The following is a 21,908-nucleotide window of genomic DNA, read 5'->3' on the forward strand; positions in this document are numbered from 1 at the left end:
ACAATATTTTAAAGTGGTGGATTTTCCACACCTAAATGAACCCAATCTTCTTTTGGCGGTCCATAAACCCCAGAAGGTTTTATTCCTGCTTGACGCATAAGAACTGTAACTTGCCCGCGATGATGAACAATGTGTTTGATTAACCCCATTAGGATTGAAGCATTTGATTCCTGTCTTCCAAACGCTTCTTGTATTTGTTTTAGGGATTCGTCTGTCCATTGTTGTTCAATAATTTTTGCTGCGTGCGAACTTACATTTTTAAAGGTTTCAGCGATTTCCCTTGATGAAGATGGGACGCTTTCTGCATTTTCTCCCCCATCTATCTTAAATCCAAAATTAGCTAAATAATCTGGAATACTTGTTGTAAAATGCCACGCAATTCTTCCCAAAGTACGACCTTCCGGATAAACTTGTTGTTTTAATGAATCATCTGTCAAACTATCCAAAACTTTTTGAGTTAATATGGATTCTTTATTCCATTCTTTAATAAAATCTGAAATTGTTATATACATATATAATTCCTCCAAGTATCTTTTAATAAGTAATTTATTGCTCGAAATAAATCAACGAACATTTGTTCTTATATCTTATTTCTACTTCTTTCCTTATTTTAATAATAGTTTATGAGGTTAATTAATTTATTGCCGTTTTAAGATACAGCCTCTGGATTCGCAATGCCAAGAATCATTATAAGGATTGTGCTGTTTATGGGCTACTCCAAGAAGATGGTTGTCATTTATTGGATTTCAGTCACAATTGTGAAGGTTACACCGAACTTGTCCGTTACATAACCCTGAGCTGGGGTGAAGGAAGTTTCCTCCAAAGGACCGATCACCTTTCCACCCTGTTGCAAGGCTTCAAAAATTTGTTTGGTTTTTTCCACTTCGTTCGTTGTCACATAGATAGCTGCTTGATTTCCTATTTGACGGGGAAACCCCGGCGAATCAAAAAATGCAATATCCGTTTCGCCAACTTTTAACCTTGCATGTGCCACAAGGTCCATAATTTTTTCCGGGAAAGACATTCCGGGAAATTCCGGAATCTCTCCGTAAGTTTGGATAGAGAGGATTTTAGCATCCAATATTTTTTCGTAAAATTGAATCGCTTCCTTTGCATTTCCATCAAACATTAAATGGGGGATCGCTCGTAATTTCATGACAAAACATCTCCTTATTTTATTTTTGCTGAAACAAAATGTCCTGATCGCTAAAAGAAATTACATCCTCTAATTAACTTCGATTTACTAATGTATAATCCCTTCCCTTACTCAATTAAATGGCCCGTTTCATAAAGAAAGACGCCGTTCTAATTAAAGAAAAGCGCCCGATTACGGAATAAAATAACATATTTCTTTGTCAGCCTATTTTACATAAAGCTTCTTTGAATAAAAAATCTTATGGGACAAACAATAATAAATAATTAAGCGACAAAAGCAGGAGGGAATCACATGGTAAATGTATGGGAAACAGTTATGGATGCAATGAAATCAATGACAGTTCAAGATAAAGATCAACCTCTTCATGTCGGAGAAGTGATGGCATGTTGGATTTACTTAGCAGGTCTTGAATTAGCCAAAGTATCCGTTCAATCAGCTATAAATACAACGGAGGATGATGAATTAAAAGCAATTCTTGAAGAAGATATGAAACTCGGAACCAGTCAAAGGAAACAACTCCATGATTTCATGATTAAGGAAGGAATTACACTGCCTCCTGCCCCTGAAGATATGCCAATATCAGATCCTAACAGTATTCCTCTTGGTGTTAAGTTAACGGATGATATGATTGCAAACGAATTATCTTTAAAAATCATTAGTTTGATTATGAAAGCAGCTGGTGCCGCTTCTGAGTCGATTCGTACAGATGTTGGTTTATTGTTTGTTCAGTTTCAAGCAGAAAAATTAGCTTTCGCGACTAGATTAAAACATTTAATGCGTAAACGCGGATGGATAAAAGTACCGCCGTTTTACGTCCCAACTGGTTCTCAACAACAATAAAGCTAAAACTTTTATAGTGCTGCCTACGTGATAAAGGTACAAATTAAGCAGATCAAAAACAATCTTTATCTTATGCAAATTTAGGTTTAATAACCACAACTATATAAGGATAGCAAAAACGCCAAACCCATATGACTCAAGGGATTGGCGTTTGTTTATGTAAAATTTTAAACATCGTTAATGAATCAACGTTTTCGGCTTCTTCAGAATACTGTTAGCTACATAAAAAAAAAAGGGTTTATTCAGCCTCTTACTCAATTAAATGGCCTGATTGTTGAATACCCCATATCCCCAGGTCATCATCACTTTCTAATACCGAACAATTTCCTTGCATTCCACTAATGCAATATTCCCGCCATCAATATCTATTCTGTTTTTCCCATAAATCTTCGGTTCGAGCAGAATTTGCCGTCCCATCCATTGCACCATTTTTTCCGGGTTTGATAAAAAAGGAAAAGAGAGTTTCCGTGCTGTATTCAATATAAATTTCTTTTCTAACCGTCTCCTTATTCGGTTTCATGCTTCTTTCTCTCCTCCTCTTCCGCTGCCTCCTTCAAAGGAAGCAAGCTGTCGTCCAAGAACTGGTCAATGCATTTTTTCAAATAGCACACACGTAATTAAGTGTAAACTTAATAAATAAAAACCTCCTTGTCTAAATATTTCTAGGAGGAGAAACCCTATCTAGCTTGTCCACTTGAATAAATCTATAACGAATTCCTTTTACGCTAGTGAACTCTAACTTTTATTAAAAAATATGGTTGTTCTCCATAAAAACATTTCTCGCCCACTAAAATGATTCTTCTATTCTAAATCCCCAACAATAGGAAGCATATCCTTGGTGAAAGCTCACGTGTATTAGGTTCCATTGTTTGGCAAAAGTTTCATTTATGTGGTAATATTAATGCGAATATTTGTTCTGTATTTGTCAAGAATAAAAGAACATAGACGGAAAGCAGGTGTAGTATAGCGACTGAGCATTTTTCTGAAGTAGATGATGTAATTACGCCTAAACATAACAACATTGCCAAGAAATTACGAGAGAAAGTAATACACACAGCAACTTCAAATGTTATGAACTTACGATCCTATCATTGATACTTTCCTAACGTTGATGCAGCAATATTTTAATTAGGCATTTTGCAAATCGAAAGGAGAAAGAATTTGAAAAATCAAAACGAATCGGCTCAAAACGGAGGGACATTCGGGAGCAGAGAAAATTTTTTGCTGGTCATGATTATGATTCTGGGTGTGTTTGTAGCCATTTTAAATGAAACGCTGCTTAACGTAGCCTTAACAAAAATTATGGATGACTTCGGAATTGAGCCGAGTACCGCGCAATGGCTGACTACTGGTTATCTCCTTGTTATAGGTGTACTTATACCGGTCACAGCTTATTTAATTCAGCGTTTCACGACAAGAAGCTTGTTCCTTGGAGCTATGGGATTGTTTACGGCGGGGACATTTGTAGCGGCTATCGCACCAGGGATAGAAATGCTTTTAATCGGAAGGCTGCTTCAGGCAGCGGGTACCGGGCTGCTCTTTCCTTTACTGACCAATGTGGTATTCTCAATCGTTCCTATTGAAAAAAGGGGTTCGGCAATGGGGACAATTGGAATTGTCATTACGTTTGCTCCCGCGATTGGACCTACTCTATCAGGGATCATTGTTGAGCATTTCAGCTGGCGGGTTCTCTTTTACGGCGTTCTGCCGATCGCACTGCTTGTTATTATATTTGCATTTATGAAGCTTAAAAACGTGACGGAGACAAGTAATCCGAAGATTGATCCGCTTTCGCTTCTGCTTTCAACCTTAGGATTCGGGGGGATTGTATACGGATTCAGCAGCTCCGGTGAAGGACAGGGGGGTTGGTCGAGCTATGAAGTTCTAATCCCACTTGCAATCGGCATTGTTTCTTTAGCACTGTTTACTTGGAGGCAATTGACGATTTCACAGCCGCTCCTAAATTTACGAACATTTAAATACAACATTTTCAGGATGTCAACGTTGATTATGATGATTATCATGATGGCGATGTTTTCAGCGATGATGCTGCTGCCGATTTTTCTCCAGAATGCGTTAGGTTACAGTCCGTTGAAGGCAGGTTTGGTCATGCTGCCGGGTGGGATTGTCATGGGAATCATGTCACCCATTACAGGCCGGTTATTTGATAAATTTGGTGCCAAGTGGCTTGCGCTTATCGGTTTGGGGCTGATCGCGAATACACTGTGGCAATTTGCCTTTATCACAGTGTCAACCTCCTACAGCACGATTATGATTTTCAATACGCTGTTAATGCTGGGGATTTCAATGGTTATGATGCCGATTATGACCAACGCTTTGAACGAACTGCCCCCTCCCTTATATCCGCACGGCACGGCTATTATCAGTACGCTTCAACAGGTTGCCGGCGCTGTCGGGACAGCATTGCTTGTCTCTATCATGACCAATGGTTCTGCTCGTTTTATGGAAAATACGCTGATTAAGGAAGACGAGGCTACCTTACAAATTCTAGCGATGATTTCTGGAATGAAAAGTGCGTTCCTGTTTGCATTCGGACTAGTTGCCATCGCATGGATCGTTTCATTATTTATCAAACGGGCTGTGCCTGAAGAAAAGAGTTTGAAAATGAAGCAAGGTACTGTGAACTGACAAAGAGACTACTATGTATATATAAATAAGGTCGTTATTTTTGTCGACTAGTATCTTTAAAAAGCTAATAAAAGAACAAAAAAAATAAAGAAAGGCAGACATTCTGCCTTTCTTTATTTTTTTTGTAGCTCATTCCATTTCTTAACCAAACGCTTCGGTGCCGCGCGTAAATAGGCTTCTTGAATAAGATCGGACAGTTCATCCCAGTCAATATAATAAACAAAAAAAGCTCGCTCCCTTTTAAGAGAACGAGGTTTTAAATTCCTTTTTATTTTCATTTTAGCAAAGCGCAAAACTCCACACCGCTTAAACGGTAATCGAAGACTTATTCTAATACTAGCTTAGAAACACATTTAAATGAGCTTGGGGTATGTTTAGCAACGGAATCAAATGTCACAATTAGTATCAGCGGACAATATTTTGAGGGAGATCATGAATTTTAGTGACCTTTAAAGGGGTATTTTCATTCAGAAGTCTATAAAATACATTGATAAAAACGAGAAACTGTGATAAATTACAATAGAAACACATTTTTATATATTATAGCGTATAGATATCCTTATTATAATCTTACATTAAAAATCATTTTCAGTCAACCCCTATTTTCATTTTTTGAAGGAGTGCTTGGTATGAATAATGAACTTCGGCAGGAGCAAGAACGATTGGATAACGTGGTCGGGACGATCACGGAGCAAATCGGCAAGCTGGAAGACGAAACTGGCCGGCGCCGAAAAGAAGTGGTCCATATTCAAAAACACTTTTGGGATGAAGTCAAGGTTAACACAGATACTTTTGACGATTATCTCGAGACGATCATCGGCTTAAGACAGCAGGCTCAAGCCCTGACCGTAAGCCAAAGCACCCACAGGCATGCCTCCAATCGGCAATCTGTCCTGCAGCGTATGCATAAAGCGCCTTATTTTGGACGTATCGATTTCACTGAAGAAGGAACTCAGACAGCAGAAAAAATCTATATCGGCATTTCAACGCTCACGGATACAAGCGGAGAGAACTTCCTGATTTATGACTGGCGGGCGCCGGTCTCGAGTGTCTACTACGATTACCCGCCAGGTCCGGCCGAATACACTACACCCGGAGGCGTCATTCAAGGCAAGCTGGAGAAAAAGTGGCAATATATCATCCGCGCGGGCGTAGTTGAATCAATGTTCGATACCAGTCTCACCATTGGAGACGAGATTTTAAAGCAGGTTCTGGGCAAAGGAACAGATAAACATATGCACAGCATAGTGGCCACCATTCAACAGGAGCAAAACCGGATCATTCGGCATGTCCGCGGCAGGCTGCTCATTGTGCAAGGCGCCGCCGGCAGCGGAAAGACATCGGCTGCCATGCAGCGGATCGCTTACTTGCTCTACAAGTATCGGGATAGGCTGAAGGCCGATCAAATCATTCTATTTTCGCCTAACTCGATGTTTAACAGCTACGTATCCAATGTCTTGCCTGAACTCGGCGAAGAGAATATGCAGCAGGTTACCTTCCAAGAATACTTGTACCATCGGCTGAGCAGCGCATTTCAAGTCGAGGATCCTTATGAGCAATTGGAATATGTGCTGACTGCCACGGATGACCCTTCCCACCGGACCAGGACTGCGAGCATCCGATTCAAGGGATCGGCCCTTTTTTTCGAGACAATCAAAACATACAGTCAGTCTCTGGAATTATCCGGTATGATCTTCAAAGGAATTAAATTCAGAGGAAAACCACTAGTCTCCGCCAAACAAATCTCGGAAAGGTTTTATAGCAACGATACCTCTCTCCGTTTTCACAACAGGATTGAGAAGTTGACAGAATGGCTAAACGAGGGAATAGATGAAATGGAAAAATCCGAGCTGACCAAGTCGTGGGTACAGGAAGAAATCGAGCTGCTCAGCAAAGATGAGTATCAAAAGGCTTATACCTATTTACAGAAAAAACAAGGCTATAAGGAAGACATGCTGGACGATTACGAGAAAGAAATCCAAGTGCTCGGGAGAATGATCGTACGCAAGAAGTTGAAGCCACTCCGGAAATGGGTTCGAACGCTTCGTTTCGTCGACTTTACGGAAATCTACAAGCAGCTTTTTGCCAATCCAGCGCGGATCAAATTGTGGATGGCCGGGAAAACACCTGAGGAGTGGGAGGATATTTGCCTGTTGACAATGAAAATGCTGGACGAAGGCAAGCTGTTTTACGAAGATGCTACTCCGTTTTTACTTTTGAAAGAGCAGATTCAAGGGTTTCAGACAAACGCCTCTATCAAGCACGTGCTTGTAGACGAAGCACAAGATTATTCTCCGTTTCAATTTGAGTTTTTGAAACGTTTATTTCCTTCGGCAAAGATGACCGTGCTCGGAGATTTTAACCAGGCTATATTCGTCCATGCCAGCGAAATGGCCGATTTTCACACCCTTACCGGCTTATACGGACCGGATGAAACAGATGCGATAAACTTGAGCCGCAGCTACAGATCCACAAAACCAATTACCGAATTTACACGCGGACTCGTCCCTGACGGAGAACGGATTACCGCTTTTGAACGTGACGGCGAAAAGCCTGTGCTGACGCAACTGTACGATCGTGCCGAACTGCACCGCCGCATCGCGTCTACAGTCGCAGACTTTCGGCAGCGTGGGTATAATACAATCGCGATTATATGCAAATCCGCTGCGGAAAGCACCTATGCGTACGAGGCCTTGGGCAGCGTCGAAGAAATCAATCTGGTGAAGAGCAGCTCGATTGAGTACGAGCAAGGCGTTGTTGTCATACCGGCGTATTTGGCCAAAGGTATCGAATTCGACGCCGTCATCATTTATGACGCATCTGCGCAAGTATACGGCGATGAGAGCCTGCGCAGATTGTTCTACACCGCCTGCACCCGGGCTTTGCATCACTTGCAGCTATACAGTGTAGGCGAACCAAGCCCCTTTTTGCAAAATGTTACGCCGGAGAGCTTCATTCTGAGCTTGACTTAAAGGACTGATGGGGATCCTCACTTTAATGTGACGCTACAAATAAAATAGAAATGTAGTTTTGTCATTATTAAATTTAATAACCTAAACCGCTGGGCTCACATCTGCTTTTGTTTTTCGTATTGTTGTTCAGGAAAAACCATACTTACAAATAGTGAACAGCACTCAACATGCCCAGGGATGCTGGTGAAGTATACTACCATATAAAGCTGATAAAAGAACGAAAAAAGAAAGAAAGGCAGACATTCTGCCTTTCTTCACTTTTTATGCAGCTCTTTCCATTTCTTAACCAACCGTTTCGGTGCCGCGCGTAAATAGGCTTCTTGAATAAGATCGGTCAATTCATCCCAGTCTTCCTCACCCGGATTTCGAATAGATACCCAGCCATGACGCCCTATATATGGGGTTTTGAAAAAATGCTCTTTCTGCAGTAATATTTCTTGAGTTTCCCGATCTGACTTAAACGACAAGCTGAATCCTTTCTCGCTTTCACCTGATATCACGAATGATTTTCCATTGATTTTAAACGTATTGTGACCGAAACCATCGATTAGTTCAACAGCTTCGGGCAGTGCAAGACAGATATTGCGCACATTTTCAAGCATGCCTGCCGCGTCTTGTGATTTCATGTTTTTATTCCCCTGTCATGGGTTCTATTTTGCATTCACATCGGGTTGATGAATTCCGAATGTATTGCCTTCGGTATCAATATAGTATCCTTGCCACGCCATTTCAGGCAACGCATATTTGGGCATTGCGACCTTGCCGCCATTCTCAATAATTTTAGCTTCTGTTACATCGTAATTTTCCACTCCCATAGTACAAGCAAATCCATTTAATGGCTGGTTTGTTTCCGGCGGTGTACTTTGCCTATGCATCAAAGCACCATCGATTCCAGGTTCATTCTCATTTCCAGTCACTGCTCCAAAGTAAGGCATTCCTGCATAATCACTCCAATCTTGAAATGACCATCCGAATACTTCTCCATAAAACTTCTTTGCCCGTTCCATGTCACTCACATGAATTTCAAAATGAACTAATCTTCCCATGAGATTTCCTCCTAGTTTTTAAAAGAATTAATTATTTCCTTAAATCATTCAGTGAGTTCGCTTACAAATTCCTACTTATTATTATAATGCGTATGGAAATAAACTTAGTTTTTTAGCTGAGAATAAGTTTATAAAAAAGAGAAGGCAAAATCATTAAGTACAGATTTTTTTAAATTAATTGTCTTTTATTCCTTCTCTTATATTAAATGGGAGTGTGATATTGAAAGCCGTTCCCTTATTTAGTGTGCTTTTTACTTTTATTTCTCCTTCTAATCGTAAAACAAGGTGCTTGACAATCGATAAACCTAGACCTGTGCTTCCTATTCTATTCGAACGGGATTTATCAACCTTATAAAACCTTTCAAATATATAGGGAAGATCTTCTTCTGGTATGCCAACACCTGTATCCTCTATATAAAGCTGCACTTTTTTTTTGTCTACCCAGCCTTTTACTTTTACATGCCCATTTAACCTATTGTAGCGAATTGCATTTTCCAATAAGTTCATCATAATTTGTTCTAAACGCACTCCATCGGTATATATAAAAGGAATGTTGGCATCTAATTCCTTTTGAAGGAGGATCTCACTTTCTTTTGCTTTTAATGAAACTTTAATAAGGCAGTTTTCAATCAAGTCATGGATATTAATCCAGTTAAAATGAAGATCTAATTGCCCTCCTTCAATTTTTGATAACTCAAACAAGTCCGTGATCAACGCATTCAATTGATTCGCTTCATCGAGGACAATGGATAAGTAGAGATCTTTTTCTTTTTCATCCTTATATAATTTATCCTGAATCACCTGTATATAACCTTTTATATAGGAGATAGGAGTTCTTAAATCATGAGATATGTTAGCAAAAAATTCAGTCTGTCTATTTCTGTATCTTTCTAACTCTTGACCCAAATCATTAATAGCTGAAGCCAATGAACCTACTTCATCATTTGAAGAGATATTGACTTTCTTATAGAACTTTCCTTTTGCCACATCTCTTGTTACTTTTTCCATTTGTAATAATGGTGAAGCCAGCTTCTTTGAAGCTATATATGTAAAACCTAAAGCCATACACAGAGCGCCAAGCATAGAGACCAACAGTAAAAGCTCAATATCATGAACGGATTTCTTTATATGTTCGGCATCAGAGAATACTAATAAACCAGCATCTTCTTTGGTGGATAAATATAAAGGTTTTCCTGAAACAAAATAGTTATGATTATTCGTTGGGTTATGATATTCGATTTGAACATCTTTCTTTGAATAAGCAGCTTCTAATAGCTCTCTATCAATTTGAGTACCTTGATGAAACAATTTATCGTTAGAAGTAAATATAATTCTTCCTTCTCGATCAATAATACAAATTTCCGTCTTTGTTAAACTTGCGGCTGTTTGTAATGTTTCAATATCTTCAAGACTTGATAAGGAATCAGAATATTGAGCAGCTAATTGATTAATTTGATAATGAGCTTCACTTAAATAGCTTTTGTAAAACAGTCTATCAATGGTAAAAATCAGCGGTAAAAGCACGCTAATTAATAGTATAAATATGGTTGCCCCCCATTTAAAAACAATACTGTTCCATTTCATAACGGACCATCCGCCGGGTTGAATTTATAGCCTACACCCCACACCGTTTGAATGGGATTATATGTAGATGCTTGTTCTTTTACCTTAATACGGATATTTTTAATATGAGAATCAACCGTTCTGTGATCCCTCATATCTTTCATCCCCCAAATAACATCTAACAATAAATCTCTTGTAAACACACGTTGAGGCTGATTCGCCAATAAATATAGTAAATCGTATTCCTTAGGTGTTAAATCTAACTTCTCCCCTTTTATTAATACCGTCCTGCTTTCTGTTTTTATGATGATTAATTGATCTCCATACATCAATGTATTTTCTGCAAAGTGCTCATTAATAAGCGATCTCCTCAATAAGGCTTTGATACGGGCAGCGAGCTCTTCAGGCTCAAAAGGTTTTTCTAAATAATCATCAGCTCCGATATCTAAACCATAAATCTTATCTCTTAACTCATTACGTGCTGTCAGCATTAGAATGGGAGTATGCTTTTCTTTTCTAATCTCCTTACAAATCTGCCACCCATCCAGGTTGGGAAGCATAATGTCTAATATAATTAAATCAACATGAATCGATGAAACAAAAGCTAAAGCTTGTCGACCATCTTCCGCCTCTATTACATCATATTCTTTTTCAAGATAGATCCTTAATAAATTTCTCATATTCCACTCATCATCAACGACTAATATTCTCTTCTCCATCAATACCTCCCGAGGTTCGTTTCATTCTTTTCCTTACCTTAACTTTCTGTTTCATGAACACGAGAGCTATAAATTAAATGAACATACAACATTAAAACTAAGTGCAGCTCTTTCCCTTTAAACTTTAATAACTAATAGACCATGTGTGCTTTCATTTTCCTTTATAAGAAGATCATTAGCTACTATCTTCTGTCATCTACTCTCACTAAATATTAATCTATATTTTCAAAAAAATGTGGCATAATCTCTATTTTGAGACTATTGATATACTTTTTTGAAAATTAGGTAAAAAGGAGGGAAATGGAAAAACTGCACAGTTTCTTCAAATTTTCTTATTAGATTAGTAGTTAATACTATAGTTTCTTAATGAATGTTAAGTACTGAAATGAGAAGGCTCAATTAAAATCTTGAATTACTGCTTACTCTTTCATGGAGACCTTCAAAAGAAAAATGGAGGTTGGTAAACAAGGTCGTTGATATCGTTTCTCATCAATTTCTAATCTTTCTGTTATTTCATTATCATTTTGCAACCATAAGATGGAAATGTATTAAAAAATTAAAGGAGGTTTTAGGGATTATTCCAATTGCTCTAATTTGCAGTGATAACAAAATCTTTTAAAAACTGTGATTAAGGTAAAAGAATGAGAGATTCTGAATTATTATAATGATTTCCTTCAAGATTACTACTATCCAAAAAATGAAAATGAAAGGAAGAAAAATAAATGACGATTATTTCAAGCATTCTAGATTATAACAAGACTTTTGTTGATCAAAACAAGTATGAGGAGTTTCAAACGACAAAGTATCCAGATAAAAGGATTGTTATTTTAACTTGCATGGATACTCGGCTATTGGAACTTCTTCCAAAGGCACTGGGGTTGAAAAATGGAGATGCGAAAATTATTAAAAATGCCGGGGCTGTTGTTTCTCATCCTTTTGGCAGTATTATGCGGAGCATCTTAGTCGCTATTTATGAGCTAAAAACTGAGGAAGTTTGTGTCATAGGACATCATGAATGCGGGATGGTGGGTCTTCAATCTTCTCCACTTCTTGAAGCGGCAAAGCAGAAGGGAGTTAGTGCAGAGCAAATCAATACACTTACAAACGCAGGCATTGATTTATCAAAATGGCTGACGGGTTTTCAATGTGTAGAAGAGAGTGTCATAAATAGTGTTCATATGATCAAAAGTCATCCTTTAATGCCAAGTAATATTGCCATTCATGGAATGGTCATCCATCCACGTACAGGTAAATTAGATCTTATTGAAGATGGATACGGCTCTGTTCAATCTATCAAAAATGAACTATACACTATGTAAAGGGAGGGTATTCTAAAATGATTTCTTCTAGAAGGTTTGATGGGTACAACATTGGTCATTTTCAGAGAGATCTCGTTGCGGGATTAGTAGTAGGGATTGTAGCCATACCTTTGGCAATGGCTTTTGCTATTGCTTCAGGGGTTAGACCTGAATATGGACTTTACACAACGATTATTGCAGGAGTTATCGTCTCCCTCTTCGGAGGATCGAAATATCAAATTGCAGGTCCGACTGGAGCATTTGTCCCGGTTTTATTAGGAATCGTCATGCAGTTCGGATATGAAAAATTGTTGATTGCCGGTTTCTTAGCAGGTATCATGATTTTTCTAATGGGTTTGTTCAAATTAGGAAGATTTATCAAGTTTATTCCTCGACCTGTTACCATCGGCTTTACTGCTGGAATTGCAGTGATTATCTTTTCCGGCCAGATTGCCAATTTTTTAGGACTCAGTAACTTAGAAAAAGAAGAAGCATTTCTTTTAAATATGAAAGAAATCTTAACAAACTTAAATACAGTTAATATTTACAGTGTTCTGGTGGCTGTTATCAGTTTAACGATCGTGATATTGGCACCGAAATATATGCCAAAAATCCCTGGAGCCTTGTTGGCATTACTTGTCTCTACGCTTGTTGCTGCCTTTTTCTTTCCAAATCAAGTAGCAACAATTGGGTCGACTTATGGAGTAATTCCTAATGGATTACCTGCCTTTCAGTTTCCCCAGATCACAGTTAGTCTAGTGATTGAACTCCTTCCTGCTGCATTAGTGATCGCCATGCTTGGGGGAATTGAATCACTATTATCTGCATTAGTGGCAGATAGCATGACTAACGGTAAGCATAACAGTAATAAGGAGCTTATTGGCCAAGGACTAGCTAATATGATCACTCCTTTATTTGGAGGGATTCCAGCTACAGGTGCCATTGCCCGAACTGCAACAAATATAAAAAACGGGGCTGCCTCCCCTTTATCAGGTGTCATACATGGGGTTGTGGTATTACTGGTGTTAGTCATTTTAGCACCTTATGCCTCGGCCATTCCTTTAGCTAGTATGGCTCCTATTCTTATGTTTGTTGCTTGGAACATGAGTGAACGCAAAGAATTTGCTCATATCTTTAAAACGAAAACGATGGATTCACTAGTATTAATCGTAACCTTCTTGTTAACCGTTTTTATAGACCTTACAACAGGTGTTGGGATCGGTTTACTTTTAGCCCTTGTAGCTTTTGTCAGACTAATGAGCCGTACTTTAAAAGTTTCAAAAGTTTTACCAGACCCAGTTGATAAGCAAGTAAAACCGGAAATGGTCTATCAAGGTTCTAACTGTCCGCAAATTAATATTTATACCCTAGAGGGACCATTATTTTTTGGATCGACAGAAAGGTTTGAGGAAGAATTAGAGGAAATTGTTCGTTCTAAACCGAGAATTCTGCTATTAAGAATGAGTAAAGTTTCCTTTATTGATACATCAGGGGAAGCACTTCTCACAAACATTGTGAAACAATTCAAGTCCCAAAACCAACAAGTATTGATTTCCGGGCTCCAACAGCAGCCAAAAGAATTATTTGAGAAAACGGGTTTTTATCAAATAATTGGTGAGGAACATTTCTTTTCCCGAACAGGTGATGCAATTAATAAAGCTCTATCGAAATTAGATGTAGGACGTTGTATGGGCTGTAAACAATTTTCTTTTCATGAATGTACAGCACTTTCACAGAAAGCTCCAATGCCTTCCGGTTTAAAACAACATAGAAAACAGGAGTTAGGATTGACCTAAATGAATATAATCCTATCAAGATAAAGACAAAAGAAAGTTTCGTCTTAGCCTTTCCTCGAATAGGGAGAGGTGGCTAATTACTTGAAAATACTCATTATTTGTACGATTCTTTGCTTCATTCTATAAAAATAAAAAACCTTCCAAAAAAAGGAAGGTTTTTTATCTTACACGTCTCAGTGTATTATCAATCTTTTCTTATAAGTAGTGAACAGCACTCCACATGCGTCGAGTGTATGTCGCAACACAAGGGTGCTGGTGGGTTTATTACATTCTTAAAACCTTTTTCTTTCAGAAAACAGACTTTATCAAAACAAAAGTTGCCGGTTGCAAAGGAACTTGAAACTAAATAAAATAAGTACACATGAGTTGATGTGATTCATTTTTTCTCTTACTTTTTAAGAGTTACATCATTTCACTGTCCCCGTTCCATCAACATTCTTTTCCAAAGTTATCAAGCAATGCACGCACTTCATCTGTTGATTTCGTGTTCATCAATTGATTTCTTAATTCACCAGCTCCACGGAATCCTTTGACATAAATTTTGAAAAAACGATGAAGCCCTGTGATTGAACGTGGTAGTGCTTCCGCATATTGATCTTGAAGATCAAGCTGCAGTCTTAAAAGATCAAGGTACTCTTTACTGCTATGCTCTTTTGGCTCTTTTTCAAAAGCAAAAGGATTTTTAAAAATACCTCGCCCAATCATAACGCCATCAATACCATATTGTTCAGCAAGCTGCAGCCCAGTTTGACGGTCAGGAATGTCTCCATTGATTGTTAGTAGCGTATTTGGCGCGATACGGTCACGTAATTTTTTGATTTCCGGAATTAGCTCCCAATGCGCATCTACTTGGCTCATTTCCTTTCTTGTACGTAAATGAATAGAAAGGTTCGCAATATCCTGTTTTAAAATATGCGTTAGCCACTCCTCCCACTCATTTACATCGTTATAGCCAAGTCGTGTTTTCACGCTGACAGGCAGTTCGCCCGCTTTTGCTGCTTGAATAAGTTCTGCCGCAACGTCTGGACGTAGAATAAGACCACTACCTTTCCCTCTCGATGCCACATTCGGTACAGGGCAGCCCATATTAATATCGATGCCTTTAAATCCTAGCTCCGCCATGCCAATACTCATTTGACGGAAATATTCGGGATTATCTCCCCAAATATGTGCCACCATTGGCTGTTCATCTTCTGTAAAAATCAAACGGCCACGCACACTTTTCATGCCCTCTGGATGACAATAGCTATCCGAGTTTGTAAACTCTGTGAAAAATACATCCGGTCGACCGGCTTCACTTACTACGTGACGAAAAACAACATCTGTCACATCTTCCATTGGTGCAAGTACAAAAAATGGTCGTGGTAAATCACACCAAAAATTATCTATCATTTCAAACTCAAATCCTCTCACTATGGATACAACTTCAAACTCTCGGTCAAAAAATATAAAGCCAAATGTTCCACTTCTTTTACACTTTTATCATACTTAATAACTTATTATCAAACACAAGTACATTTGTACATTTATAACTTGTGAAAAACTATTGTGAAAATCGGCAATGTTTATTTTAAAGAAAATCGGTCCTGAATGGTATTTTTATAAACAAAAAAGCAGATGGTATAGATTTTTTCTATATCAACTGCTTTTCTATTATACCAACTCCAACCACGCGACCGCTTCACAATGCGTAGTATGCGGAAACATATCAACAGGCTGCACTTCCACCGTAGCGTATCCGCCATCCTCTAACATCCGCAAATCCCGTGCAAGTGTCGCTGGATTACAGCTTACATACACAACCTTCTTCGGTTTCATATCCAAAATCGTCTGCAGCAAGGCTGCATCGCACCCTTTACGAGGCGGATCGACAACAATAACATCAGCTGCATTCCCTTCTTCATACCACTTAGGAATGACTACTTCAGCTTCACCTACTGCAAACTCAGCATTTTCAATTCCGTTCAATGCTGCATTGCGTTTTGCATCTTCAATGGCTTCAAGCACGATTTCCACACCGAAAACCTTTTTAGCTTTCTGCGCTAAGAACAGTGATATCGTTCCAATACCACAATAAGCATCAATAACAGATTCATCACCGCTCAAATCTGCATACTCCAAAGCTTTATCATAAAGCACCTTTGTTTGCTCAGGATTGACCTGATAGAAAGATCTTGCCGAGATCGCAAACTTGATGTCTCCGATGTAATCGTAGATGTATTCTTCGCCCCAGAGCACGGTTGTTTGGTCGCCGAAGATGACGTTTGTGCGTTTTGGGTTGATGTTTTGGACGATGGACTTGATGGCTGGGAATTGGGATGTAATGTCGTCGATGATGTCTTTTTTGTTTGGGAAATCGGGTGTTCTTGTGATGAAGACAACCATCATTTCTTTTGTGACGATGCCGTAGCGAACCATGATGTGGCGGAGCCAGCCTTTGTTTTTCCGTTCGTCGTAAGCACGGATGCCGTGACGTGTGGCGATGGCTTTGATGGCTGCGACGACTTCATCGTTTTCGCTTTGCTGGATGAGGCATTGCTCCATATCGATGATTTCGTGGGAGCGCTGCTGGTAGAAGCCGGCGACTAGTCCGCCTTCACGTTCTCCAACTGGTACCTGTGCTTTGTTGCGGTAGTTCCATGGATCTTCCATGCCAAGTGTCGGGTGAACGGTAACGTTGTCTAAGTTCAGCTTGCCGATTCTTGTGAGTACTTCTTTTACTTGCTTCTGTTTAAAGTCGAGCTGGCCCTGATAGCTTAAGTGCTGAAGCTGACAGCCGCCGCATTGTTTATAGATCGGGCACGGGGCATCGGTACGCTGTGAGCTTTCTTCGTGCAGCTCGACAAGGCGTCCGAAGGCATAGCCTTTATTTATTTTTGTGACTTTGATTTGACCTTTTTCGTTTGGAAGGGCGTTCGGTACGAAGATTGGATAGCCTTCGATTTTGGCAACGCCTGATCCGTCATGTGTCAGGTCTTCGAAGGTAACTTCGTAGTATTCATTTTTTTGTACAGGCGCTATTGCCTTTGTCATGATTATCTTCCTTTACTCATACTGATTATATAGAAAAGCGGAAGCGTCTGTTTAGCTCCGGCAGGAAGAAAAAGGATCCGACGGAAAAGTCCGGTTTTGACTTTTTGGCGGAGCCGTTCTGACCGAGGAGTTAGACGCTGGAGCTAGACATGGATAACTTAATTCAAGCCATTACCCACATTTTAACACACCGAAGACATAAGAAAAACTTGGCGCAGGGCCAAGTTTTTATTCGTCCATGGACTGGGCTTTTGCAAGCGGCATGAGGACGTCAATGTGACGGTACAGGTTGACGAATTCTCCCGGGAGGTCGCCGCCGTATTCGCCGTCTAGGTTTAATTGCATTTTTTGAGCGGATGTTACTTTCACTCGGTTTGCGGTTGTATAGATGATGTTGCCATCACTGATATGCTCACCGCGCAGGGCGAGACTTGCGACTCTGATGAACTCGGCAAGGTTTGTTTTTTTCAAGATAAGAAGGTCGAACATGCCGTCATTCAGTTTGGAGTCTGGCGCAAGTTTTTCAAAGCCGCCGACAGAGTTTGTGAGCGATACGAGGAAGAGCATGATTTCACCTTTGAACAGCTTTCCATCATATTCGATTTCTACTTCAGCCGGGCGGATGGAAGGCAGCATTTCCATGCCTTTTAAATAATAAGCGAGCTGACCTAATACCGTTTTCAGCTTGCTTGGCACTTCATATGTGAGTTCAGTCAGACGTCCGCCGCCTGCGATGTTGACAAAGTAGTGGCCGTTGACGCGTCCGATGTCGATCGCTCTTGCTTCGCCTGCAAGCAGGGCGTCTACCGCTGTTAAGATATTATCCCGCGGGATGCTGATGGCGCGGGCAAAGTCGTTTGTCGTCCCGACAGGTATCACGCCAAGCTGCGGTCTAATCTCCAGCTCTGCAAGTCCGTTTACTACTTCGTTTACGGTGCCGTCTCCGCCTGCTGCAATGACAAGGTCAAAGCCGCGTTCGCCTGCGACTCTTGCTGCCTGGATGGCATCGCCTTCGCAGGTTGTCGCGTGGCATGATGTTTCATAACCGGCTATTTCAAATTTCTGAAGAACTTCAGGTAATTGTTTTTTAAAGGCTTCGCGCCCTGATGTTGGATTATAGATTATTCTTGCTCTTTTCATTTTCCCCATCATCCTAAGTTAGAATGTATTTCCATGATTTGTTGTATCTAACAAGCCATCAATTATACTACACCTTTTTTGTTAGATACGCAATCCATAGAACTAGTATAGCCAAAGCCGGATAAAAACAACGGCGCCATACATGATGTTCACGCGGCGCCGTCTCTTTGTTTTATCGTTTCTGAATTTCTTCAAGCAAAAGCTTGTTGACCATTGGCGGGTTTGCCTGGCCTTTTGTTGCTTTCATAATTTGACCGACTAGGAAGCCGATCGCTTTTTGTTTACCGCTTTTGAAGTCCTCGATGGATTGCGGATTCGCATCAAGTGATTCGTTCACGATTTTGCGGAGCGTGCCTTCGTCAGAGATTTGGACAAGTCCCTGATCCTTAACGATTTGCTCGGCATCGCCGCCTTTTTCGATCAGCTCTTTGAATACTTTTTTCGCGATTTTTGTTGAAATCGTGCCGTTTTCAATCAGCTTGATCATGCCCGCAAGTCCTTCTGGTGTAAGGGCTACATCCTGAAGCTCTTTACCTTCAGCGTTCAAGTAGCCGCTCACTTCACCCATTAACCAGTTTGAAGCCTGCTTCGCATCTGCTTCTTTTGCAACCGTTGCTTCAAAGAAATCGGACATTTCTTTTGTCAGAGTAAGGACCTGTGCATCATAAGATGGAAGGCCAAGTTCTTCCACATAGCGCTTTTGACGCTGATCAGGAAGCTCAGGAATCGTTGAACGAATTCGTTCCTTCCACTCGTCATCAATGTAGAGGGACACAAGGTCCGGCTCCGGGAAGTAGCGGTAGTCGTCAGATCCTTCTTTCACACGCATCAGGATTGTTTTCCCCGTTGCTTCGTCAAAGCGGCGTGTTTCCTGCTCGATGATGCCGCCTGATAAAAGAACTTCCTCCTGGCGCTTCACTTCATGCTCAAGTCCTCTGCGGACAAAGTTGAAGGAGTTCAGGTTTTTCAGCTCTGCTTTTGTACCGAATTTCTCTTGGCCTACTGGACGAAGGGAAATGTTGGCGTCACAGCGGAGTGAGCCTTCTTCCATCTTGCAGTCCGATACACCTGTGTATTGAATGATCGCTTTCAGCTTTTCAAGATAAGCGTAAGCTTCTTCAGGTGTGCGGATGTCCGGCTCTGAGACGATTTCGATCAGCGGTGTGCCCTGGCGGTTGTAATCACAAAGAGAATAACCGTCGCCTGTATGTGTCAGCTTGCCTGCATCTTCTTCTAAATGAAGGCGGGTAATGCCGATTCTTTTCTTGTAGCCGCTCACTTCAATATCAATCCAGCCGTGCTCGCCGATTGGCTTGTCAAACTGGGAAATCTGGTAAGCTTTCGGGTTATCCGGGTAAAAATAGTTTTTGCGGTCGAACTTTGTATCTGTCGCAACTTCACAGTTCAACGCCATAGCAGCTTTCATGGCGAAATCAACGGCTTCTTTGTTTAATACCGGGAGAACCCCTGGGTAGCCAAGTTCGATCACGCTTGTGTTTGTATTTGAATCAGCGCCGAAATGGTTCGGTGCGCTTGAGAAAATTTTCGAATTTGTTTTTAATTCAACGTGGACTTCAAGTCCAATGACCGTTTCAAAGTTCATGATTTCACCCCTTACAATTCAGGTTTTGCTTTATGATGGTCGGTTGCCTGCTCAAATGCATGCGCAACGCGGTAAACTGTACTTTCGTCGAAATGCTTTCCGATAATTTGAAGTCCAAGCGGCAAGCCATTTGAGAAACCGCATGGTACGGAGATTCCAGGTACGCCCGCAAGGTTCACAGGGATTGTTAAAATATCGTTCGCATACATAGTCATCGGGTCATCTGTTTTTTCGCCTACTTTAAAGGCTGGAGTCGGCGTTGTCGGTCCAACGATGACGTCGTATTTTTCAAACACATCTTCAAAGTCTTTTTTGATGAGTGTGCGGACTTGCTGTGCTTTTTTGTAGTAAGCGTCATAGTAGCCTGAGCTGAGTGCGAATGTTCCAAGCATGATGCGGCGTTTGACCTCATCGCCGAATCCCTCTGAACGGGACTGCTTGTACAATTCGATTAAATTCTTCGCATTGTCTGAACGGTAGCCGTAGCGGACGCCGTCAAAACGTGCAAGATTCGCTGATGCTTCTGATGAAGACAGCAGGTAGTACGTAGCAAGCGCGTATTTTGAATGAGGCAGAGAAACCTCTTCCCATGTTGCACCCTGTGCTTCTAATACTTTTAAAGCATCTAGAACAGACTGCTTTACTTCTTCGCTGACGCCTTCGCCTAAGTATTCTTTTGGTACGGCGATTTTAAGACCTTTTACATCTCCTGTCAGTGCAGAAAGAAAATCTGGAACGTCAACGTTTGCTGATGTTGAGTCCATTTTATCTGCTCCTGAAATCGCTTGGAGCAAAAAGGCATTGTCTTCAACATTTGTCGTTAACGGTCCGATTTGATCAAGAGATGATGCAAATGCAATTAGTCCGAAACGTGATACACGTCCATATGTAGGTTTTAACCCAACGACACCTGTGAAGGCTGCCGGCTGGCGAATCGATCCGCCTGTATCCGATCCAAGGGCAAATGGTACCTCGCGCGCTGCAACTGCTGCAGCTGAACCGCCGCTTGATCCGCCTGGTACGGTTTCAAGATCCCATGGGTTTTTCGTTATTTTGTAGCCTGAGTTCTCTGTTGAAGATCCCATTGCGAATTCATCCATGTTTAGTTTTCCGATTGTGACAGCTTCCGCTTTTTTCAAATGCTGAACAACGGTTGCGTCATAAATCGGATCGAAGTTTTCAAGGATTTTACTTGCCGCTGTAGTACGAAGGTTTTTCGTGACGATGTTGTCCTTTACTCCGATCGGCATTCCAAACATTAGGCCGAATTCATCACGCGTTCCGATTGCTTCGTCCAGTTCTTTTGCATAGGAACGTGCTTTTTCTTCATCTAATGTAAGGAAGGCATTTACTTGATCGTCGACGGCATGAATTCGTTTGTACGATTCGTCAACAAGGTCTGTTACGGTGATTTCTTTTTTATGTAAAAGTGTTTTTAGTTCTGAAAGTTTATGGTCAAATAATGACATGATGGCTGCTCCCTCCTTATTCTAAAATGGACGGCACGCGAATGTATCCGTCTTTATGGTCAGGAGCGTTTTTCACGACATCCTCTACTGGCAATCCTTTTTCTGCTTTGTCTTCGCGCAGAATGTTTTTCATCTCTAATACATGTGTTGTCGGCTCAACGCCTGTTGTATCAAGCTCATTCAATTGCTCGGCGAATGTGATGATCGCGTCCAATTGAGTTGTGAACATTTCCGTTTCTTCTTCCGTGATCGCTAAACGCGCTAAATTCGCAACGTGCTTCACTTCTTCTTTTGAAATGCGTGACATGTGCTCCACCTCCGTTAAATCTCTTGTAAACAATACTCTGATGATATCAAAAGTCAGTGCATTAAAGCAACAGAAGGCCGTAATTATTGCGCCTTTCCGTATTCCTGATCGAGCACTTTTTTCACAATGTTCGGGTGATCCGTCATGATGCCATCCGCGCCGATTTCAACGAGCTTCCGGACACTGTCTTCATCGTTGATCGTCCAGTATTGCACAGCGATGTTTCGTTTATGCAGCGATTTGATGAGCCGCTCGGTTGTGAGATTAAGATCACTGGCGCTCATTGGGATTTCAACCGCCGTGTATTTGTTCATTGG

At 40.7% G+C, this 21,908-nt stretch carries 20 protein-coding genes; 5 read left to right on the plus strand and 15 right to left on the minus strand.

All coding sequences use genetic code 11. From position 1 onward, the window contains the following. Window positions 1–8: 8 nt before the first annotated feature. Both QFZ72_RS26965 and QFZ72_RS26970 read right to left on the minus strand, forming a co-directional pair. The gene (locus QFZ72_RS26965; protein ID WP_307439424.1) at window positions 9–512 is read right to left on the minus strand and encodes a DinB family protein; all 504 of its coding nucleotides are present in this window, start codon (window positions 510–512) and stop codon (window positions 9–11) included. A 224-nt stretch (window positions 513–736) separates the two neighbouring features. Continuing rightward, window positions 737–1,156: a VOC family protein gene (locus QFZ72_RS26970; protein WP_307439425.1), complete on the minus strand. Its 420-nt coding sequence runs from the start codon at window positions 1,154–1,156 to the stop codon at window positions 737–739. A 291-nt stretch (window positions 1,157–1,447) separates the two neighbouring features. Here QFZ72_RS26970 and QFZ72_RS26975 point away from each other — a divergent pair, with 291 nt between their 5' ends. Then, window positions 1,448–1,996 carry a DUF3231 family protein gene (locus tag QFZ72_RS26975; protein WP_307439427.1) on the plus strand — a complete coding sequence of 183 codons (549 nt, stop codon included), beginning with the start codon at window positions 1,448–1,450 and terminating at the stop codon, window positions 1,994–1,996. A 358-nt stretch (window positions 1,997–2,354) separates the two neighbouring features. Here QFZ72_RS26975 and QFZ72_RS26980 read toward each other — a convergent pair whose 3' ends face one another. Further along, window positions 2,355–2,516, minus strand: a complete 162-nt coding sequence (locus QFZ72_RS26980; protein ID WP_307439429.1) for a hypothetical protein — start codon at window positions 2,514–2,516, stop codon at window positions 2,355–2,357. Window positions 2,517–3,226: 710 nt separating this feature from the next. Between QFZ72_RS26980 and QFZ72_RS26985 the strand changes: the two genes are divergently transcribed. Next, window positions 3,227–4,645: a DHA2 family efflux MFS transporter permease subunit gene (locus tag QFZ72_RS26985; protein ID WP_373464726.1), complete on the plus strand. Its 1,419-nt coding sequence runs from the start codon at window positions 3,227–3,229 to the stop codon at window positions 4,643–4,645. Between the two features lie 113 nt (window positions 4,646–4,758). Here QFZ72_RS26985 and QFZ72_RS26990 read toward each other — a convergent pair whose 3' ends face one another. Continuing rightward, window positions 4,759–4,938 (minus strand): hypothetical protein, encoded by a 180-nt coding sequence (locus QFZ72_RS26990; RefSeq protein WP_307439432.1) that lies wholly within the window; start codon window positions 4,936–4,938, stop codon window positions 4,759–4,761. Between the two features lie 336 nt (window positions 4,939–5,274). Between QFZ72_RS26990 and helD the strand changes: the two genes are divergently transcribed. Further along, complete coding sequence (gene helD, locus QFZ72_RS26995) at window positions 5,275–7,617, plus strand: RNA polymerase recycling motor HelD (RefSeq protein WP_307439435.1); 2,343 nt, start codon at window positions 5,275–5,277, stop codon at window positions 7,615–7,617. A gap of 254 nt (window positions 7,618–7,871) precedes the next feature. Here helD and QFZ72_RS27000 read toward each other — a convergent pair whose 3' ends face one another. The 4 genes from QFZ72_RS27000 to QFZ72_RS27015 form a co-directional block, all read right to left on the minus strand. Continuing rightward, a complete protein-coding gene (locus tag QFZ72_RS27000) occupies window positions 7,872–8,243 on the minus strand; it encodes an MmcQ/YjbR family DNA-binding protein (RefSeq protein ID WP_307439437.1) in 372 nt (123 codons plus the stop codon). Between the two features lie 24 nt (window positions 8,244–8,267). Then, window positions 8,268–8,663: a VOC family protein gene (locus QFZ72_RS27005; protein ID WP_307439438.1), complete on the minus strand. Its 396-nt coding sequence runs from the start codon at window positions 8,661–8,663 to the stop codon at window positions 8,268–8,270. A gap of 174 nt (window positions 8,664–8,837) precedes the next feature. Continuing rightward, the gene (locus tag QFZ72_RS27010; RefSeq protein WP_307439439.1) at window positions 8,838–10,247 is read right to left on the minus strand and encodes a HAMP domain-containing sensor histidine kinase; all 1,410 of its coding nucleotides are present in this window, start codon (window positions 10,245–10,247) and stop codon (window positions 8,838–8,840) included. Continuing rightward, on the minus strand, window positions 10,244–10,945 hold the full coding sequence (locus QFZ72_RS27015; RefSeq protein ID WP_307439440.1) for a response regulator transcription factor: 702 nt from the start codon (window positions 10,943–10,945) through the stop codon (window positions 10,244–10,246). Before QFZ72_RS27015 ends, QFZ72_RS27010 begins: the two co-directional genes overlap by 4 nt. Before the next feature lie 722 nt (window positions 10,946–11,667). Between QFZ72_RS27015 and QFZ72_RS27020 the strand changes: the two genes are divergently transcribed. Both QFZ72_RS27020 and QFZ72_RS27025 read left to right on the plus strand, forming a co-directional pair. Continuing rightward, entirely contained in the window at window positions 11,668–12,264 is a 597-nt protein-coding gene (locus QFZ72_RS27020) for a beta-class carbonic anhydrase (protein ID WP_307439442.1), read from the plus strand. Window positions 12,265–12,281: 17 nt separating this feature from the next. Continuing rightward, entirely contained in the window at window positions 12,282–14,039 is a 1,758-nt protein-coding gene (locus QFZ72_RS27025; RefSeq protein ID WP_307439443.1) for a SulP family inorganic anion transporter, read from the plus strand. Between the two features lie 429 nt (window positions 14,040–14,468). On the opposite strand, the gene QFZ72_RS27030 is transcribed toward QFZ72_RS27025, so the two are convergent. The 7 genes from QFZ72_RS27030 to QFZ72_RS27060 all read right to left on the minus strand — a co-directional run bounded on the left by QFZ72_RS27030 (window position 14,469) and on the right by QFZ72_RS27060 (window position 21,905). Then, complete coding sequence (locus QFZ72_RS27030) at window positions 14,469–15,431, minus strand: tRNA dihydrouridine synthase (protein WP_307439445.1); 963 nt, start codon at window positions 15,429–15,431, stop codon at window positions 14,469–14,471. Between the two features lie 261 nt (window positions 15,432–15,692). Further along, on the minus strand, window positions 15,693–17,072 hold the full coding sequence (gene rlmD, locus QFZ72_RS27035; RefSeq protein ID WP_307439447.1) for a 23S rRNA (uracil(1939)-C(5))-methyltransferase RlmD: 1,380 nt from the start codon (window positions 17,070–17,072) through the stop codon (window positions 15,693–15,695). Between the two features lie 228 nt (window positions 17,073–17,300). Continuing rightward, entirely contained in the window at window positions 17,301–18,212 is a 912-nt protein-coding gene (locus QFZ72_RS27040) for a diacylglycerol kinase (protein WP_307439449.1), read from the minus strand. A gap of 172 nt (window positions 18,213–18,384) precedes the next feature. Then, entirely contained in the window at window positions 18,385–19,815 is a 1,431-nt protein-coding gene (gene gatB, locus QFZ72_RS27045; protein ID WP_307439451.1) for an Asp-tRNA(Asn)/Glu-tRNA(Gln) amidotransferase subunit GatB, read from the minus strand. 11 nt (window positions 19,816–19,826) lie between these two features. After that, entirely contained in the window at window positions 19,827–21,284 is a 1,458-nt protein-coding gene (gene gatA, locus QFZ72_RS27050; RefSeq protein WP_307439454.1) for an Asp-tRNA(Asn)/Glu-tRNA(Gln) amidotransferase subunit GatA, read from the minus strand. A 16-nt stretch (window positions 21,285–21,300) separates the two neighbouring features. Then, window positions 21,301–21,591, minus strand: coding sequence for an Asp-tRNA(Asn)/Glu-tRNA(Gln) amidotransferase subunit GatC (gene gatC / locus QFZ72_RS27055; RefSeq protein WP_029285534.1), 291 nt, complete (start codon window positions 21,589–21,591; stop codon window positions 21,301–21,303). Between the two features lie 83 nt (window positions 21,592–21,674). Continuing rightward, window positions 21,675–21,905, minus strand: coding sequence for a glycerophosphodiester phosphodiesterase family protein (locus QFZ72_RS27060; RefSeq protein ID WP_307439457.1), 231 nt, complete (start codon window positions 21,903–21,905; stop codon window positions 21,675–21,677). Between the last annotated feature and the right edge of the window lie 3 nt (window positions 21,906–21,908).

The sequence above is a fragment of the Bacillus sp. V2I10 genome, from assembly GCF_030817055.1.
Taxonomy (GTDB): domain Bacteria; phylum Bacillota; class Bacilli; order Bacillales; family Bacillaceae; genus Bacillus_P.

Coding starts and splice junctions, on each gene's coding strand:
- QFZ72_RS26970 (WP_307439425.1), bottom strand. CDS start 1,156: ATGAAATTACGAGCGATCCCCCATTTAATGTTTGATGGAAATGCAAAG.
- QFZ72_RS26985 (WP_373464726.1), top strand. CDS start 3,227: ATGATTATGATTCTGGGTGTGTTTGTAGCCATTTTAAATGAAACGCTG.
- gatC (WP_029285534.1), bottom strand. CDS start 21,591: ATGTCACGCATTTCAAAAGAAGAAGTGAAGCACGTTGCGAATTTAGCG.
- QFZ72_RS26965 (WP_307439424.1), bottom strand. CDS start 512: ATGTATATAACAATTTCAGATTTTATTAAAGAATGGAATAAAGAATCC.
- QFZ72_RS26980 (WP_307439429.1), bottom strand. CDS start 2,516: ATGAAACCGAATAAGGAGACGGTTAGAAAAGAAATTTATATTGAATAC.
- QFZ72_RS27000 (WP_307439437.1), bottom strand. CDS start 8,243: ATGAAATCACAAGACGCGGCAGGCATGCTTGAAAATGTGCGCAATATC.
- rlmD (WP_307439447.1), bottom strand. CDS start 17,072: ATGACAAAGGCAATAGCGCCTGTACAAAAAAATGAATACTACGAAGTT.
- QFZ72_RS27040 (WP_307439449.1), bottom strand. CDS start 18,212: ATGAAAAGAGCAAGAATAATCTATAATCCAACATCAGGGCGCGAAGCC.
- QFZ72_RS27060 (WP_307439457.1), bottom strand. CDS start 21,905: ATGAACAAATACACGGCGGTTGAAATCCCAATGAGCGCCAGTGATCTT.
- QFZ72_RS27005 (WP_307439438.1), bottom strand. CDS start 8,663: ATGGGAAGATTAGTTCATTTTGAAATTCATGTGAGTGACATGGAACGG.
- QFZ72_RS27030 (WP_307439445.1), bottom strand. CDS start 15,431: ATGATAGATAATTTTTGGTGTGATTTACCACGACCATTTTTTGTACTT.
- helD (WP_307439435.1), top strand. CDS start 5,275: ATGAATAATGAACTTCGGCAGGAGCAAGAACGATTGGATAACGTGGTC.
- QFZ72_RS27020 (WP_307439442.1), top strand. CDS start 11,668: ATGACGATTATTTCAAGCATTCTAGATTATAACAAGACTTTTGTTGAT.
- QFZ72_RS27025 (WP_307439443.1), top strand. CDS start 12,282: ATGATTTCTTCTAGAAGGTTTGATGGGTACAACATTGGTCATTTTCAG.
- QFZ72_RS27010 (WP_307439439.1), bottom strand. CDS start 10,247: ATGAAATGGAACAGTATTGTTTTTAAATGGGGGGCAACCATATTTATA.
- QFZ72_RS27015 (WP_307439440.1), bottom strand. CDS start 10,945: ATGGAGAAGAGAATATTAGTCGTTGATGATGAGTGGAATATGAGAAAT.
- gatB (WP_307439451.1), bottom strand. CDS start 19,815: ATGAACTTTGAAACGGTCATTGGACTTGAAGTCCACGTTGAATTAAAA.
- QFZ72_RS26975 (WP_307439427.1), top strand. CDS start 1,448: ATGGTAAATGTATGGGAAACAGTTATGGATGCAATGAAATCAATGACA.
- gatA (WP_307439454.1), bottom strand. CDS start 21,284: ATGTCATTATTTGACCATAAACTTTCAGAACTAAAAACACTTTTACAT.